This is a genomic window from Chryseobacterium sp. GW823-FHT05E08, assembly GCF_058795655.1.
Map to the genome: position 1 here is coordinate 394,344 of NZ_JBXAHY010000002.1, position 17,555 is coordinate 411,898.

Annotated in this window: 13 protein-coding genes; 1 reads left to right on the plus strand and 12 read right to left on the minus strand. The window is 33.3% G+C overall.

Annotated elements, in window-relative coordinates:
- Positions 1-13 precede the first annotated feature (13 nt).
- The 7 genes from AC1Q7L_RS07750 to rpiB form a co-directional block, all read right to left on the minus strand.
- A complete protein-coding gene (locus AC1Q7L_RS07750; RefSeq protein WP_492304964.1) occupies positions 14-1,015 on the minus strand; it encodes a virulence RhuM family protein in 1,002 nt (333 codons plus the stop codon).
- Positions 1,016-1,056: 41 nt separating this feature from the next.
- The gene (locus tag AC1Q7L_RS07755) at positions 1,057-1,806 is read right to left on the minus strand and encodes an SDR family NAD(P)-dependent oxidoreductase (RefSeq protein ID WP_492304965.1); all 750 of its coding nucleotides are present in this window, start codon (positions 1,804-1,806) and stop codon (positions 1,057-1,059) included.
- Between the two features lie 53 nt (positions 1,807-1,859).
- Positions 1,860-2,231: a YraN family protein gene (locus AC1Q7L_RS07760; protein ID WP_492304966.1), complete on the minus strand. Its 372-nt coding sequence runs from the start codon at positions 2,229-2,231 to the stop codon at positions 1,860-1,862.
- A 41-nt stretch (positions 2,232-2,272) separates the two neighbouring features.
- The gene (locus AC1Q7L_RS07765; protein ID WP_492304967.1) at positions 2,273-3,202 is read right to left on the minus strand and encodes a S66 peptidase family protein; all 930 of its coding nucleotides are present in this window, start codon (positions 3,200-3,202) and stop codon (positions 2,273-2,275) included.
- A complete protein-coding gene (locus AC1Q7L_RS07770) occupies positions 3,199-3,885 on the minus strand; it encodes a LysE family translocator (protein WP_066754022.1) in 687 nt (228 codons plus the stop codon). Before AC1Q7L_RS07770 ends, AC1Q7L_RS07765 begins: the two co-directional genes overlap by 4 nt.
- Before the next feature lie 153 nt (positions 3,886-4,038).
- Positions 4,039-6,192 carry a ribonuclease R gene (gene rnr, locus AC1Q7L_RS07775; protein WP_410691789.1) on the minus strand — a complete coding sequence of 718 codons (2,154 nt, stop codon included), beginning with the start codon at positions 6,190-6,192 and terminating at the stop codon, positions 4,039-4,041.
- Between the two features lie 340 nt (positions 6,193-6,532).
- Complete coding sequence (rpiB, locus tag AC1Q7L_RS07780) at positions 6,533-6,967, minus strand: ribose 5-phosphate isomerase B (protein ID WP_066754013.1); 435 nt, start codon at positions 6,965-6,967, stop codon at positions 6,533-6,535.
- Positions 6,968-7,523: 556 nt separating this feature from the next.
- Here rpiB and AC1Q7L_RS07785 point away from each other — a divergent pair.
- A complete protein-coding gene (locus tag AC1Q7L_RS07785; RefSeq protein WP_492304968.1) occupies positions 7,524-8,714 on the plus strand; it encodes a phosphoglycerate kinase in 1,191 nt (396 codons plus the stop codon).
- A 704-nt stretch (positions 8,715-9,418) separates the two neighbouring features.
- Here the strand turns inward: AC1Q7L_RS07785 and AC1Q7L_RS07790 are convergent.
- The 5 genes from AC1Q7L_RS07790 to AC1Q7L_RS07810 all read right to left on the minus strand — a co-directional run bounded on the left by AC1Q7L_RS07790 (position 9,419) and on the right by AC1Q7L_RS07810 (position 17,489).
- Positions 9,419-10,240 carry a class I SAM-dependent methyltransferase gene (locus AC1Q7L_RS07790; RefSeq protein WP_492304969.1) on the minus strand — a complete coding sequence of 274 codons (822 nt, stop codon included), beginning with the start codon at positions 10,238-10,240 and terminating at the stop codon, positions 9,419-9,421.
- Positions 10,241-10,353: 113 nt separating this feature from the next.
- Positions 10,354-12,216, minus strand: a complete 1,863-nt coding sequence (gene mnmG, locus AC1Q7L_RS07795) for a tRNA uridine-5-carboxymethylaminomethyl(34) synthesis enzyme MnmG (RefSeq protein ID WP_492304970.1) — start codon at positions 12,214-12,216, stop codon at positions 10,354-10,356.
- Positions 12,217-12,471: 255 nt separating this feature from the next.
- Complete coding sequence (ybeY, locus tag AC1Q7L_RS07800) at positions 12,472-12,879, minus strand: rRNA maturation RNase YbeY (protein WP_066754001.1); 408 nt, start codon at positions 12,877-12,879, stop codon at positions 12,472-12,474.
- Positions 12,880-12,882: 3 nt separating this feature from the next.
- Positions 12,883-15,039 (minus strand): patatin-like phospholipase family protein, encoded by a 2,157-nt coding sequence (locus AC1Q7L_RS07805; RefSeq protein ID WP_410691785.1) that lies wholly within the window; start codon positions 15,037-15,039, stop codon positions 12,883-12,885.
- A gap of 2 nt (positions 15,040-15,041) precedes the next feature.
- On the minus strand, positions 15,042-17,489 hold the full coding sequence (locus tag AC1Q7L_RS07810; RefSeq protein ID WP_492304971.1) for a bifunctional UDP-N-acetylmuramoyl-tripeptide:D-alanyl-D-alanine ligase/alanine racemase: 2,448 nt from the start codon (positions 17,487-17,489) through the stop codon (positions 15,042-15,044).
- Between the last annotated feature and the right edge of the window lie 66 nt (positions 17,490-17,555).

Sequence of the window (17,555 nt, forward strand, 5' to 3'; positions counted from 1 at the left end):
TTCCTTTTTAAAATTATTTTTTGTTGATTTTTTTAATTTGTTTATCAAAATCGGAAATTATTTTTTGCGTCTTATTGAATTCATTATACTCTGAAACAGCTTTTTTATCGGCAATCAATTTTGAAACATTTCCTTTTCCTTCAAGAATTCTATATTCATTAAAGCTCAAAAACTTGTTTACGCTTTCTGCCAAAGTATCCATTGTAAAAGTGTTTTCTCTCTCTATTAAACCTTCAATATAATCAAAATAGCTGGTAACTGTTCGTTCTAATTGCTTTATTTCTGCTTCTTCTAGATAGTTTTTAGCAACAATAATATCGTTTTTCAAAACTCTGCCATCCGGAGCATTTTTCCAGGTGGTTAAGCCCATATTTTCTTTTTTACTATTCGCCTTTTGATAAATAATTTCTGCTGCCGTTTTTCCTGTAATAGCAAAGTGGAATTTATTCTGAACCATTGCATAAAAAGTTTTCGTTTTCTCAGAATTTCTGTCATAATCAATACTACACTCAGCAAAAATATCTGTGATCTGCTGGTAAACTCTTCTTTCGCTTGCCCGGATCGAACGAACTCGTTGCAAAAGCTCTTTAAAATAATCCTTACCAAAAACTGTTTGACCTTGTTTAAGACGTTCATCATCTATTACAAACCCTTTAATGATAAATTCTTTTAAAGTCTGTGTTGCCCAAATTCTGAATTGAGTTGCTTTATTAGAATTTACCCTATAACCTACTGAAATAATTACATCTAGATTATAATATTCTATATTTCTAGAGACACTTCTCTCGCCCTCAATTTGAACTTGTGCAATTTTTGCACAAGTTGCTTCTTTATTTAATTCTTCTTCATTATAGATGTTTTGAATATGCTTTGTGATGACAGTTCTATCAACATCAAACAAAGCGGCCATTGCCTTTTGTGTAAGCCAAAACGTTTCATTCTGCAAAAAAACATCCACCCTTACTTCTTCGTTGGGTGTATTATAAATCAAGAAATTTTTTGCATCATTTTCCATCACATAAATATATTTAAATCTTAAAAAGAATCTATAATTAATTACTTTCTGTAAATAGTTCTCGGTTCAGCCTGAGCAGTAGGGTAGATAGTCATATCCGAAACACTCACATGTTTTGGAGCATTGACGCAATAGGCAATCGCATCGGCAATATCTTCAGCTTTTAGGGCTTCATATCCTGCATAAACTGTAGAAGCTTTTTCGCTGTCTCCTTTGAATCTAACTAAAGAAAAGTCAGTTTCTACAGCTCCTGGTTGAATATTGGTAACCTTAACTCCAAATTCAGTTAATTCTAAACGCATTCCTTCGGAAATTACATCAACTGCTTTTTTGGTAGCACAATAAACAACTCCGTTGGCATAGGTTTGTCTAGCTGCAACAGAGCTGATGTTTACAATATGTCCGGAATTTCTTTCTTTCATTGCCGGAATAATCATCTTAGAAACATATAAAAGACCTTTTACATTTCCATCGATCATAGAATCCCAATCGTTTGTATTGCCTGCCGAAAGTGGCTCTAAACCGTGAGCGTTTCCTGCATTGTTAATGAGAACATCAATATTCTTCCATTCTTCCGGAAGAGAGTTGATAGCGTTCTCAACTTCTTCAAGATTTCTTACATCAAACTTTAAACTAAAAATCTCGGTATATTGAGAAAGTTCAGTTTTTAGAGATTCTAAAACCTCAGTTCTTCTTCCGCAAATAATAATTCTGTTTCCTTGTTTAGCAAAAAGTTCTGCTGTGGATTTTCCTATTCCGGAGGTTGCTCCTGTGATGAGTATTGTTTTCATTTTAGTGTAAAAATGTATTTTAAATAATATAAAATTTTATGACTGGAAACTATTTAGTTAGCATCAAATGCTTCAAAAGCATCTGTTATATGCTCTATAACAAGCTTTCCTTTTTCATCCGGAAGAACTGAAATGATATCAAATCTTACTTCCTTATTCTTATTAAATTCTTCCAGATAATGATTCGTAGCCGAAACTATTAATGATATTTTTCTTTTATTAACGGCTTCTTGTGGGAGATTAAAAGCGTCTGTTGAACGAGCTTTTACTTCGACAACAACTATTAAACTATCTTTTTCGGTGATAATATCAATCTCTGCTTTTTGGTAACGAAAGTTTCTTATCAGAATTTTGTAGCCGTTCTTTTGTAGAAATTCTACAGCTAAATCTTCTGCCTTTTTTCCGAGGTCGTTGTGGTTTGCCATTCCTGCGTTTGAGGGTTTGAGGGTTGTAGAGTTATTAGTTTTTAAAACTCAACTTGTACCTTATTTTCAACTTTAAGTTTAACCTCGCCACCAATAATTAAAGGTCGATTGTCTTTTATATGTCCATTCGGGAAACCGAAAGCAACAGGAAATTTATATTTTGAGAGTCTTTCTGAGATCAATTTATAAGCAAATTCATCAAAGCTATTATTATATTGGGTATTCTCTTTTTCGTCTCCCATATTGGTCATTCCGCCAATAATCAGTCCTGAAATTTTATTAAAAACTCCGGCTAATTCAAGGCTCATGATCATTCGGTCAAGAGCATAAAAATTTTCACCGATATCTTCGATGAATAAAATTTTATCTTTAAAATCAAATGAGTATTTCGTTCCTAAAAGAGCATAAATCAGGGCTAAATTCCCTCCAACCAATTCTCCCTTAGTATTTCCTTTTTTATTAAATTGATTCGGTTTTATGATGTATTTTGGAGCTTTTCCTTTTAAAACATCAAAGATCAAATCATAACTTTCGTCTGTAACTCCAAAACTTGAAGTTTTAATCGTCTGTCCATGAATGGAAGCAAAGCCTTTTTTCAACAAATAACTTTGGATCACAGTATTATCAGAATACCCAATGTACCATTTCGGATTTTCTATAAATTTGTTAAGCTTTAGATGTTGAATAAGATGCTGACATCCATATCCACCTCTGGAAGCCCAGACTGCGGAAGTTTCTTTGTCATTTAAAGCCCAATTGATATCTTTTATTCTTTCCTTTTCTGTTCCGGCATAGTTGTACCCGTTTGAGAATTTACTATAAAGATGTTCGCCAAAAACAGGCACAAAACCTTTATTTTTAATCATTTTTACGCCTGCTTCAAGTTGAGAAGTATCTACAGCTCCAGCAGGGGAAATAACAGCTATTTTATCGCCTTTTTTAAGGGATTTTGGAAAGATTATTTTTTTCATTTGTTTTTTTGATATTTTACTTCAGTTTTTTCGGCTTCTTCTAATCGTTTATCAAATTGATTGAATTTTTTAAAGCTCTGTAAAAAGATAAAGAAACTGAAAAGTATAAGAATTCCGCCAACGATTCGTCTGATCTGATTGGCTAATTTTTGTGTTAATTTATCGTGGAATTGCTTTGCCAAAAAGATTTTAGCAAGATCAATACATAAATACGTTCCGATCACTAAACCGATATAAAGGATAAAATTACCCGTATCCGGATATTCTTTTCTCACCGAAATTACGGTAACCAGCCAGAAAAGGATAACTCCTACATTCAAAAGATTAAAGAAAAACCCGTTCATAAAGGTTTTAAAATAATTCTGACTGATGATTTTTTCTTCACCCGGCATGTGCATTTTGGTTTTCGTGACCATCATCACAATTCCGTATACGAAGATTAAAATAGAGGTAACCCTATAAAATCCGGGATGCTTGTCTATTAAACTCACGAGGTCTGCACTCGCATAATACGCCGCAATAATGCACAACAAATCTGCTGTAATTACTCCTACATCTAAAGCCAAGGCATGCTTAGGACCTCTCGAGAAGCTGGTTTCTATTAATAAGAAAAATATTGGTCCGATAAAAACAAGACTCAACATGAATCCTAAAATAACAGCAGAAAGTACTAATTCAAACATTTAAAAATTGTTTCTCATCCAAATTTAAAAATTATATTTCTATTTGTCGATAAAATCCAATTCTTTTAGGTTTTGAAACTCAATTTAGAAGTTTTTTCCAAACAAAAAAGACCGCAAAATTTGCAGTCTTTTATACTATATTGTGATATTTAATTAATCAACAATCTTAAAGTCCAATTGTTTTTGAATCAAATTAGCTTTAATCACTTTTATCTGAACCTGATCTCCCAACTGATATCTTTTCCCTGTTCTAGATCCATAAACAGCGTGAGTTGATTTATCATACGTATAAGAATCATCCATTAGATCTCTTAATTTGATCAATCCTTCTGCACCGTTTTCAGGAATTTCTACCCAGAAACCGAATTCAGCAACACCGGAAATAACACCACTGAAAGTCTCTCCCAAATGCTTTTCCATGAATTTCACCTGCATGAATTTGATAGAGTCTCTTTCCGCATCGGCAGCTAATCTTTCTCTTGAGCTACAATATTTTGCTTTTTCTTCAACTTCTTCTCTACTAGGAGATTTTCCTCCATCCAAATAATGTTGAAGAAGACGGTGAGCGATCAAATCCGGGTAACGACGGATAGGAGAGGTGAAGTGAGAATAATAGTCAAAGCCCAAACCATAGTGACCGATAGGATCTGTAGAATAAACTGCTTTACTCATACTTCGCATCGCTAATGTTTCAACCATATTTTCTTCGCCTTTTCCTTTTACATCACTTAGTAATTGGTTTAAAGATTCCGCTACTTTTTTGGTATTCGCCAAATCCATTTTATATCCGAAAGTAGAAACAAAATCTCTTAAAGCTTCTAATTTTGCAGGATCCGGATCATCGTGAATTCTGTAAATGAATGTATTGTTTGTAGGCGATCCTTTTTTAGATAATGAAACGAATTCCGAAACCTTTTTATTTGCTAAAAGCATGAATTCTTCAATCAAGTGATTTGAGTCTTTACTTACTTTAAAGTACACTCCGATCGGCTGATTATTTTCATCAAGATTAAATCTTACTTCGCTTCTGTCAAACGTGATCGCACCTTGTCTGATACGTTCTGCACGCATGATTTTTGCTAAATTATCAAGAACTAAAATCTCTTCCGTATAATCTCCTTCTTTATTTTCAATTCTTTCCTGAGCTTCCTCATAAGTGAATCTTCTGTCGGAATGAATTACCGTTCTACCAAACCACTGTTTCTGAATTTCTGCGCTGTCATTTAATTCAAAAACTGCAGAGAAAGTAAATTTATCTTCGTTTGGTCTAAGTGAACAAACATCGTTACTTAAAACTTCCGGTAACATTGGAACAACTCGGTCAACTAAATATACCGATGTAGCTCTTTGATAGGCTTCATCATCCAAAATAGTCCCCGGAATTACGTAATGAGAAACGTCTGCAATATGCACTCCAATTTCCCAATTTCCATTATCCAATTTTCTTATAGATAAGGCATCATCAAAATCTTTTGCATCTTTTGGATCAATTGTAAAGGTTGTAATACCTCTCATATCCCAACGCTTAGCAACTTCCTCTTCTGTAATGCTTCTGTCGATTTTGTCGGCATCTGCTTCAACTTCCTCAGGGAATTGATAAGGTAGACCATATTCCGCAAGAATAGAGTGGATCTCAGTCTCATGTTCTCCAGGAGCACCTAAAACCTTGATAATTTCACCTTCAGGATTTTTATCTCCAGGTCTCCATTCCGTCATTTTTACAACAACTTTATCGCCATCCTGAGCACCTCCGAATTTACCTTTTGGAATAAAAATATCTGTGTTGATCGATTTTTTATCACAAACAACAAATCCGAAATCTTTGTGTGTAACAACCTGTAAAGTTCCTACAAATTCTGTTCTGGTTCTTTCCAAAACCTCTAAAACAGAACCTTCCATTTTCTTTCCTTTATAATTATAGGTGACGATCAAAACTTTATCACCTTGTAGCGCATCTTTCACATTTTTAGAATGAATGAAAACATCATCTTCAAGACCTTCGACCCTTACATAGGCATTTCCTGACTGGTTAAAATCAATAGTTCCGGTTAAAGTTCCTTCAATATTCAGGTTTAATATGTATTTCCCTTTCTCAGTTTCCTTAATTCTTTCAGAACCCTGAAGCTTATGTAAAGCCTGAATCACAAGCTCTCTCTGTCTTGGATTTTTATAATCAATTCCGTCTGAGATCTGCTTATAATTATAGATCTTCGTAGAATTTTCAGTCATGAAACGAAGGATCAACCTGCCGATTTCCATCAGCTTATGATCATTTTTCTGACTTATATATTTTTTCTTTTTTGGCATTTTTTAATTTTCTTTATTAATTACTTTTGGTTTTAAAAATCATTCTAAAACCACTTTTTACTTTAAAATCATCTAAAAATTTATTATATAAGATGATTTTATTTTTTGTTTAGTTTAAACAACTACATCAATTTTCCTTCCTTTTTTATAGTTGGATTTTTGTTTTGTATAAATTTAATACAAATATGGAGAAGAGGGGAGAAAAACCTTCTATTAAATATCTGTTAATATTATATAGGTTTTGAGAAGTAAGTATGGAATATGTTCTCTATTCAATACGCAAATATACAAAATAAAAAATAAATAAGGCTTGCAATTTGATTTACAAGCCTTTATATGTTTAGCAAAATGCTATTTTGTCAACTCTGCCTTGGTGTCTGCCACCTTCAAAATCTGTAGAAAGAAATTTATTTACTATTTCTATAGCTACTTCTTTTGATATAAATCTTGCAGGAATCGAAATCATATTCGCATCATTATGCTGTCTTGCCAAACTTGCAATCTCGGGCATCCAACAAAGAGCGCAACGAATTTTCTGATGTTTGTTCGCCGTGATCTGAACACCGTTTCCACTTCCGCATAGAAGAATACCCAGCTCATTTTCTCCATTTTCAACGGAGGTCGCTGCGGGGTGTACAAAGTCAGGATAATCCACACTGTCTGTGGAAAACGTTCCAAAATCCTGAACATCAAAGTTTTCTGATAAATAGTTCTTAACAATCTCCTTATACTCGAAGCCAGCGTGGTCTGCAGCGATAGCAATTTTTCTTTTCATAATTCTTGAATTAAACTTTTTTAGACATATTTCCACACAAATGTAAGTATAATGTGGATAACTCTTGAATTTTTGGGGATTAATTGTGAAAAGCCTTGTGGGTAAGTGTTGAAAAAACATCTGAAGTAAATGTTTCGTAACATTAAAAAAAGTTGTAATGAAAATTGCCTCCAAAAATTTTAACACTTTTTTTCAAAAAGTTTACTCAGAGATTTCTTCAACTTTTCCATAAATCAGTTATTAATAATCGGAATTGGGGAAAAGTTATCCATATTTGTTAGTAACCAACCGAAAAATCAGATTAACAATGGATTATAATGTAAATAAGATGTTAGTAGCGTAAAAATTAAGTGTTATAAAGTATTTCAAAAAAACTTATCCCCCAAACTAACAACACTCAACAACAACTATCATTCTTTTTTTTATAAAGAAGAAAATATTGTTGATAGGTGAGTGATGGTTCTGCGAATAACTTTTCTGAAAACTTTTATCCGGTTGAAGCTTTTCAAAAATTTTAAAATCTTACATTTGTGAAACGAAAATTCAACAGAAATTTATGAAAACAATCAACGATTTCAATTTTAAAGATAAAAAAGCTCTGGTAAGGGTGGATTTCAATGTTCCGCAGGATGATCAGCTTAAAGTTACAGACAGCACAAGAATCGTAGCCGTAAAACCAACGGTTGAGAAAATTCTCAACGATGGAGGTTCCGTAATTTTGATGACACACCTTGGAAGACCCAAAGGAGAAGTGAAAGATGAGTTTTCTCTAAAACATATTCTTAACGAAGTCTCTTCTGTGCTTGGCAGAGAAGTAAAATTTGTAGAAGAGTCTATCGGAGAGAAAGCTGAGCAGGCAGCTACAGATCTTAAACCGGGAGAAATCTTATTATTGGAGAATCTACGTTTTCATAATGAAGAAGAAAAAGGTGATGAAGGCTTTGCAGAGCAACTTTCTAAGTTGGGAGATGCTTATGTGAATGATGCTTTTGGTACTGCACACAGAGCTCATGCTTCTACAGCAGTCATTGCAAACTACTTTACTTCAACTAAATTTTTCGGTTTATTAATGGCTAATGAACTAAAAGCTATAGATAAAGTTTTGAAAAGTGGTGAAAAGCCTGTGACAGCTATACTTGGTGGATCTAAGGTTTCAACTAAAATTACCATTATAGAAAATATCCTTCCGGCAGTTGATAATTTGATCATCGGAGGAGGAATGGCATTCACTTTTATAAAAGCTCTTGGAGGAAAAATCGGAACTTCATTGGTTGAAGAAGATAAATTACCTCTGGCTCTAGAAATTTTAGGAAAAGCTAAAGAACATAATGTAAAAGTTTATCTTCCGTCTGATACGATGATTGCTGAAAGTTTCAGTAACGATGCAGAAAGAAAAGAAGTAGATATTTACGAAATTCCTGAAGGATGGATGGGATTGGATGCTGGTTCAAAATCCAGAGATCAGTTTAATGACGTTCTTTTGAATTCAAGAACAATTTTATGGAATGGCCCGATTGGAGTTTTTGAAATGTCAAACTTCTCAGCAGGAACTGTAGCTCTTGGAGAAAGTATTGCTGAAGCTACAAAACTTGGAGCTTTCTCTTTAGTTGGAGGAGGAGACAGTGTTGCTTTTGTAAAACAATTCGGTTACGCAGATAAAGTGAGTTATGTATCTACCGGTGGTGGAGCAATGCTTGAAAGTCTGGAAGGTCTGGAACTTCCTGGAGTTGCTGCGATCAACAAATAAAATTTTAAAAAATATATTTTTAAAGTCTGCTGAATCTATCAGCAGACTTTTTTGTTTTCTGATTTTTCTAAATTCTTAAAAATTGCAATTTTCTGAAAAAATGTCAAAAAATGGCTTTCAGAATTATATTTAAAATTAAAAAACTAGAATTCTTAAGGTATTTGGACATTATTTTAAATTAGAGCTTAAAAATGTATGTTTTTGAAAGAATTTACTTTTTTTAAACTTACTTTTTCTCTTTTCGAGTGGATTTCTGTCCAAGTTGTTCTTCCTTAGAAATTATAATTTAAATTTTATTTTTCTATATGTAATTCTCACGGAGGAGTAGAGTGAGTGTGATGGAGAATTATTAAATAAAATATTTTGACTGTACTCTAAATTTGAATGCTCATACTTGGGGTGTAGTCTATATTTTTTTCAGAATCTGATTTTAAGGTGACTTGAAAATTATATTTTAAAAATTTTTAAAATATAATTCTTAAAAATTCAAATCGATTTATAGGCTTACTAATATGTTACCAACAATTTTATTCGAAATAATTGGAATTTTTCAAAATTTTCTCTTTTCAAAAAAAATTGAAGGAAAAATTCAGAGTAGGAGAGGAGCTGGAAAAATAAAAACTCAGGAAAATATCCTGAGTTTTGTTTTTTTTAATCGAAATTGATGAAAATTGACCTCTATAAATACCTTAAAAATCGATTTTCTACTTTTTTTCGATAATGTATATCAAACTTGAAAATTCGTTAGAAAACAATGCTTTTACGTTAGAAATCGTTCCGTAGATGGTTGCTTTTAGCCAAAAAAGAGGAGATTTCTTGTATTTTTCGCTCAACATAGAGATATAATAGGAATCTAAGACCAAAGGCTTGATTTTTCTCATTTTCCAATTTGGTTTCTTTGAAATTAAATTTTCCATTCCGTTTTTAGAAAAATGATAGATGTGTCTCGGTACATCGTAAGCTGCCCAATATTCTTTGTAATGTTTTGCATCGTAAGAAGTAGGGTTGGGAACAGCGATGATTAATAATCCTTTTTCCTTTAATTTTTTATTAAATATTTCAAGCATTTCATCCTGATTTACCACGTGCTCGAATACATGCCATAAAGTAATTGCATCTAAACTTCCATCTTCAATTAGATTGATATTATCTAAAATTTTAGCTTTTGTAATTTTACTTTGAGCTGCTTTTCTAGCGTCTGAATCTGGTTCAAAACCTAAAGTTTCAAAATCATTTTCTATATATTTTACAAATTCTCCTGCGCCGCATCCGTAGTCTAATACTTTAGAACCTTTATTAATTCTATCAATAAGGATCGTTTTTTTATACTGTAGATTAAAAGATTGTAAAAATTTATATAGCTTTTCTTTTAAACTTCCGGAATCCTGATGGTGAGAAATATAGTCTTCACTTTCATAATATTTTGAAATATTCGATGGAATTGGGGAGGTCTTGAAGACTCCTTTTGTTTCTGTTTCTTTAATTTCAAATACTTCCTGAGAAAGAAAATGATCTTTAATTTTCATTTAAATAACTTCTTTTAAATTAAAAATTAAGATATTTAAAAGATAAAATAACCTCATAAATACCTTAATTTTTGTCTATATTTTACAGATGTTTCACGTGAAACATTTCTTGATTATCGTCCTAAATAGACCATTAAAACATTAACATCAGCAGGTGAAACACCGCTAATTCTTCCTGCCTGAGCAAGAGTTTTTGGTCTTACTTTAGTCATTTTTTGTTTTGCTTCTGCAGAAAGGCTTGATATTTTTATATAATCAAAGTCTTCAGGAATCTTTACATTTTCCAAACGATTAAGCTTGGCAACGTTCTCTTTTTCCTTTTCTATATAACCTTTATACTTAATATTTACCTCTGCCTGCTCTCTTACTTCATCGTCAAATTGAGATGTAAATTCTTTAATAACATCAATATTATCAAGTTTTTCCAGTGTAATATTAGGTCTTGTAAGGAACTGAGAGGCTCTGTAAGCTTGGTCTACAGGGTTGCTTTCTATGCTTTCAAGGATAGGATTAATAACGCCTGGCTTTAAAGAAGTTTCTCGTAAAAAGGCTTCAAGTTGCTCACTTTTAGCTATTTTCTCATTAACTCTTATTAATCTATCTTCTTTTGCTAAACCTAGTTTAAATGCCTTTTCAGTTAGTCTGATATCTGCATTGTCCTGTCTTAAAAGAAGCCTGTATTCTGCTCTGGAAGTGAACATTCTATAAGGTTCTTCAGTCCCTTTTGTGATCAAATCATCAATTAAAACACCGATATAAGCTTCATCTCTATTAAGAATAAAGTCTTCCTTATCGTGTACTTTATTGTGGGCATTTATACCTGCAATTAAGCCTTGTCCTGCTGCTTCTTCATACCCTGTAGTACCGTTGATCTGACCTGCGAAGTATAGATTTTCGACCAATTTTGTTTCTAAAGTATGCTTTAATTGAGTAGGAGGGAAGTAATCATATTCAATGGCATAGCCTGGACGGAACACTTTTACGTTCTCAAATCCCGGAATATGTTTCATTGCTTTGATCTGAACATCCTCCGGAAGAGAAGAACTGAATCCGTTTACATAGATCTCAACGGTTCTCCAACCTTCCGGTTCTACGAATAATTGATGTCTTGTTCTCTCTGCAAAACGGTTGATTTTATCTTCAATACTTGGACAATATCTTGGCCCTAAACTCTGAATTGTACCATTAAACATTGGGCTTCTATCGAAACCTTCACGTAGAACTTCATGTACCTTTTCGTTGGTATAAACGATGTGGCAACTTAATTGTTTGGTTAACTTAGGCGTATCTAAATAGCTGAATTTTTGAGGATTTTCGTCTCCTTTTTGTTCTTCCATTTTAGAATAATCTAAGCTTCTTCCATCTACGCGGGGTGGGGTACCGGTCTTCATTCTTCCGGCTTCGAAGCCTAAAGAAACCAACTGTTCTGTGATTCCAAAAGCTCTTGGTTCACCCATTCTTCCGCCGCCTAATTGCTTATCTCCAACGTGGATTAATCCGTTAAGGAAAGTCCCATTTGTAAGAACAACAGATTTAGATTTTATCTCAATTCCTAATGAAGTTACAACTCCAACGGCTCTTCCATTTTCAATAATTAAGCTCTTAACCATATCCTGAAAGAAATCAAGATTGGGTGTATTTTCTAATGCTAAACGCCATTCTTCTGCGAAAAGCATTCTGTCATTTTGTGTTCTTGGTGACCACATTGCAGGACCTTTTGATAGGTTAAGCATCTTAAATTGGATAGCAGATTTGTCTGCTATAATTCCTGAATAACCTCCCATTGCATCGATCTCTCTTACGATCTGTCCTTTTGCAATACCTCCCATTGCAGGGTTGCAACTCATTTGTCCGATCGTCTGCATGTTCATTGTAACAAGCAGAGTTTTGGAACCCAAGTTGGCTGCTGCAGCTGCTGCTTCACATCCTGCGTGACCTGCACCAACTACGATTACATCGTATATTTCTGATATCATTTTATATTGCTTGTTTTAAGCCTTAAATTTTAATCTTTTTTATAAATGTTCCACGTGAAACATAGTTTCCAGATAAGGTCTGAATGAGCCTTTATCTTCTATTATCTAGCCCCGATTGCAGCATTTGTTTGAGCTCTTTTTTCTTTGAAAAAGAAAAAAAGCGAGTGCGGAAAGCGGGAATAAGCTTCTAAAAAAATTAAGACGTTGAGAGATTATGAAATTAAATAATCCTAGATCTCTGTATATCTAAATCTGTTAAGAATACTTAGCTAAATAAAAATCTTCTTTACTGCGCATTAACTTTTCTTCTTCCTCTGTTTTATCTTTATATCCTGAAAGATGAAGAATGCCGTGAGCCAAAACTCTTCGAAGTTCTTCTTCGTATTCTTTGGATAGAGTAGAAGCGTTGTCTGAAATGCGCTGCAAAGATACGAAAATCTCTCCGCTTATTGTTTTGCCTTTCACGTAATCGAAAGTGATGATATCTGTATAGTAATCATGCTGTAAATAATCCTGATTTACTTTTAATAAATACTCGTCATCACAGAAGATGTAATTGATGTCACCAAGCTTTTTTCCTTCTGAAAGAATAATATCTTCCAACCATTTTGTGTAGTCTGTACTTACTGATTCCTGTAAGTTTTCGTAAAAGAATTGTATCATGTTTTAAAACCAGTGTCCTAAAATAACACTGAATATACCTTTTTGATTATTTTTAAGTGAGTGGCTGAAATTAAGCCTTATTTGTCCGAACGGAGATTTGTATCCGGCGGAAACTCCGAGTGAACTGTAATTAAGTTTTACAGCATCTTCGAAAGTTATATCGTCGGAAAGATTTGCGAAAGAAAAATTCCCGCTGAAAAAATAGTTCTTGTTAAATTTGAATTGAAGATCATTTGAAACCAATACAACATTATTAGAATTCAGCTGTGCAAAGTAGAAGCCTCCAAAGCTTTTGAAGTTAACCATATTTTGTTCGAAAATTCCTCCCAATCTGTATTGATAAAATTGAGGAAGATTTTCTCCAAGTGTAACTCCGCCGTAAAGATTTAAACGATAGGAGAATTGTTTTGTAAGAGGAATATTAATTCTGATATCAGCTTTTATCTGAACAAGTCTTTTGTCGACTTCGGATTTCATCAAATCAATTACCTTACCTTCTGCCGCAATATAGATTCCTTTTGTTGGGAAATCTCTGTCGTTCTGAGTATCGCTTTTTAAGAATACATAAGGGTTTAAAAATCGACTTATTCTCTTATTTGCACCATTAGATTCGGCATCGAAGTAATCGTGGCTAATACCGCCTCCAATAGCGAATTTATCTCTCCAAACAGATTGAATGTAGGCTTCATTTCTGAACCATTCCCATTTATCTATATTGTAATTGTCTACGTTTTTCAGATCAAAACTCATTCCTGAGGAATAAAGTCCGAAACCTGGAATATATCCGTTATCTATAAAATAGTTTAAGTAATATCTTGGTTTATCACCAACCACTACGTCCAGAGAAAGATTTGAGTTTTTAAAGAGAAGACGTTTAGCCGAATAATTTACGAGTAAGCCGGTTTTGAAAATTTCATCATAATGAAGACCGAATTTTACAAAGTGTCTGGCATCATCTTCCGTTACATAAAGTTTGAGATAACTTGCGTCATTTTCAGAGATGATATCGTAATTAATAAATTTATAATTATTGGTGGCTACAAGCTTATCAATTTTTTTATTGATGCTTCCATAAGTTTGGAGAGAGGGGAGACGCAGTCCCATTTTCCCTAGGACATAATTTTTTCCGAAAATCTTTCCTCCATCAATGGCAATACTATCAATTTTGTAAACATTAGAATAAATTGGATTCACCCGTTGCCTTAGTCTGTCGAACGATCGCTTGGGAAGCTGATCTAATATTTCTGTATATTTTAAACCTTCAACATAACCACTATCGAGAATTTTTTTCTTTTCGTCGTAGCTTGTGGCCGTCATGCCTTTTAGATTAGGCTTGATATTGATATCTGTGTATTTGTATTGACGTTTGGTATCTTTATGGATATTCATGTCAATCACCTGATTTAGGATCGCTATAATGCTGTTTAAATCCTCTCTTGTCGATAAGTCCTGGTTAAGATCCACACCGATGACGATATCGATTCCTTTGTCCTTTAATGGCTTCGAAGGATAGTTTACCGTCATCGCTCCGTCGATGTAAATACTGTCACCAATTTTTACTGGATCCATTAAAGATGGAAACGCAGAACTCGCCATGATTGACTGTACAAGATCTCCTTTTTCGAAGATCTGCATATTTCCGCTTTCAAGGTTTGTGGCAACACACATGAAAGGAATCGGAAGTTTTGAAAAATCATCAATCGTGGAAACATTTTTGAAAAGCTCTTTCAGCAGATAAACATTTTTCTGTCCTGAGCTGATGGAAGAGGGAAGTGTAATTTTTCCGTTTTTTAAAGGAATTGATAAAAGATATTTATCTACGGATTTATTGAAGAAGGTACTTTCCTGTCTGGATTTCGGATCCATGATTAGTGAGTAGAAATCTGTATCCATTACAATTTTCTCAATTTCCTTTCCTGAATATCCTGAAGCGTACAAACCTCCTACAATTGCACCCATACTTGTTCCGGCAATATAATCGACTTTTACTCCTAAAGAATCTAATACTTTAAGTACCCCGACATGAGAAAAACCTTTGGCACCGCCACCGGCAAGTGAAAGTCCTATTCTTGGGTTTTTAGGAATCACTAAATTCTTTTTTACCTGAGATTGTATCAAAAGTAATTGGAATACAAATAAGAGAATCAGGAGTTTTCTCATAATTAATCTTTTATATAAATCCGTTTCACCCGGGGCGAAATAGAGGTTAATACTTCGTATGTGATGGTTTTGCAGTATGCTGCAAATTCTTTTAAACTTGGTTTTGAATTGAAGACCGTTACGGTGTCACCTTCCTTTACATAGGGAATATTGTCTACATTCAGCATCATCATATCCATGCAAATGCTTCCCACGATTGGAGCTAACGTTTTATTGATTCCTACTTTTCCTATTTCATTTCCGATTAATCTCGGAATTCCGTCTGCATATCCAACAGGAATTGTGGCAATTTTGGTTAAATGGTCTGTCTTATACTTTCTACTGTAACCTACTGATTCTCCGTTTTCTACCATAGAAATTTGAGAGATAACAGTTTTAAAACTTACAACAGACTGTAATTGTTTTTGTATTTCACTATTTGGTGATTCTCCTAGCATTCCTATTCCAATTCTCACCATATTGTATTGATGATTGGTATAACTTGTTATTCCTGAAGAATTTAAAATATGTCTGAGAGGCGAATATCCTAATTTCTCAATAAAATAACTTGAATTTTTTTCAAAAACTTCCAATTGTTTTAAAGTAAATTCCTTCTCCTCTGGTACATCTGAAGACGATAAATGACTGAAAATACTTTGAACTTTTAAGTTTCTTTCATTTAAAGTTTCGCTTAATTGATCCAATTCAAAATCTTTAAAGCCAAGACGATGCATTCCTGTTTCTAATTTAATATGAATAGGGAATTCTTTATCGTAACCAGATTTCTGAACTGCTTCATAAAACAAATCCAAAACCCTGAAGCTGTAAATTTCCGGCTCTAAATTATATTCAATAATCGCATCATAACTGTGTTGCTCAGGATTCATCACAACGATAGGAGTGGTAATTCCCTTTTTACGAAGCTCAACACCTTCATCGGCGTAAGCTACACCAAGATAATCAATATGATGATGTTGCAAAAACTCTGAAATTTCATAACTTCCTAGTCCATAAGAATTTGCTTTTACCATGGCCATCATTTTGGTTTCCGGTTTTAGCAAAGATTTATGGTAATTAATGTTGTGAAGAATGGCATTTAAATTTACTTCTAAAACAGTATCATGTTTTCTGAGTTCAAGTAAATCTTTAAGCTTTTCGATCTCAAATTTTCTTGCTCCTTTTAATAAAATAATCTGATTTTCAAGTTCTGTAAGATATTTACTGTCAATTAATTCCTGAGTATTAATGAAAGTAGAAGTTTTAGATTTAAATAAATCACTGAACTTTGATATTTCATCTCCTATCAGGAAAACAGAATCAAATTTTTGTTCATTCACGAGCTCTGAAACTTCTTCGTACAACTCCTGAGAATTAGAATTTACACCTACAATATCCGTTAAAACCAAAGATTTTTTAGTTTTGTTGTACTCATTTAAAAATTGAAGGGCAGTTTTCAGAGAATCTAGATCGAGGTTGAAAGAATCATTGATAACAATATTGTTCTTAATTCCTTCAATTGCTTCAAGTCGCATTTCTACAGCCTTCAAAGCGTTGATTTTTTCGACGATCTTTTGATTTTCGACACCTAACTCTTTTAGAACCGTAATCAGCGCCAAAGCATTCGTTAAAGTCGCTTCGTCTCTTTGATTAGCCGGAAAACTTATTTCTTCACCAAAATATTCCACAATAATATTTTCGTCTTTAGAAATATTATTCTTAATGAAAACCTGATTATGATCTTTGAAACCGTAGGATATTAATTTTTTACTTGAATATAATTCTTTTATTTTTTTGTCTACCAATTCATTATCGCCATTGTAAATAACAGTTTCGGAATCTTTGAAAAGCTTAATTTTTTCATCAATTAATTCTTCCTCAGATTCAAAATTGGCTGAGTGGGCAGTTCCGATATGGGTAAGCAAACCGATTTGCGGATGGAAAATATTTTCCAGTTTCTGCATTTCGTTGGGCTTAGAAATTCCTACTTCAAAAATTCCCAATTTGTGAGAATCATTAATTTGAAGCAAAGAAAGTGGAAGCCCAATCTGAGAATTAAAACTTTTTGGACTTTTCACAGTCGGACATTCATTCCAAAGACATTGATACAACCATTCTTTTAAAATAGTCTTCCCGTTGCTTCCTGTAATTCCAATAGACTGTAAATTGGAATTTTCGAAATGATATTTAGCCAATTTTTGAAGAAAATCAACAGAATTTTCAACAATGATCCATGTTACATTTTCAAACTGCGGAAATTGATGTTCTGAAATTATGATCGTAATTCCTCTGTCAATAGCAGCTTCAATAAACTTTTCCCCTGAATTTTTTTGAGTATTAATTGCAATAAAGGCGGCATTTTTTGTTGAATAAATGATCCTGCTGTCAAAAGCTATCGTTTTGACAATTAAATTTTCATCTCCAATAATCTGTGAATTGGTGATTTCTGCAATTTGTTGTACTGTATAATTCATTGGTGCCCCCTTCTGCTTTATATTTTGTGTTGGTTTTTGTTGGAAATCGCAAAGGCGCAAAGCTTT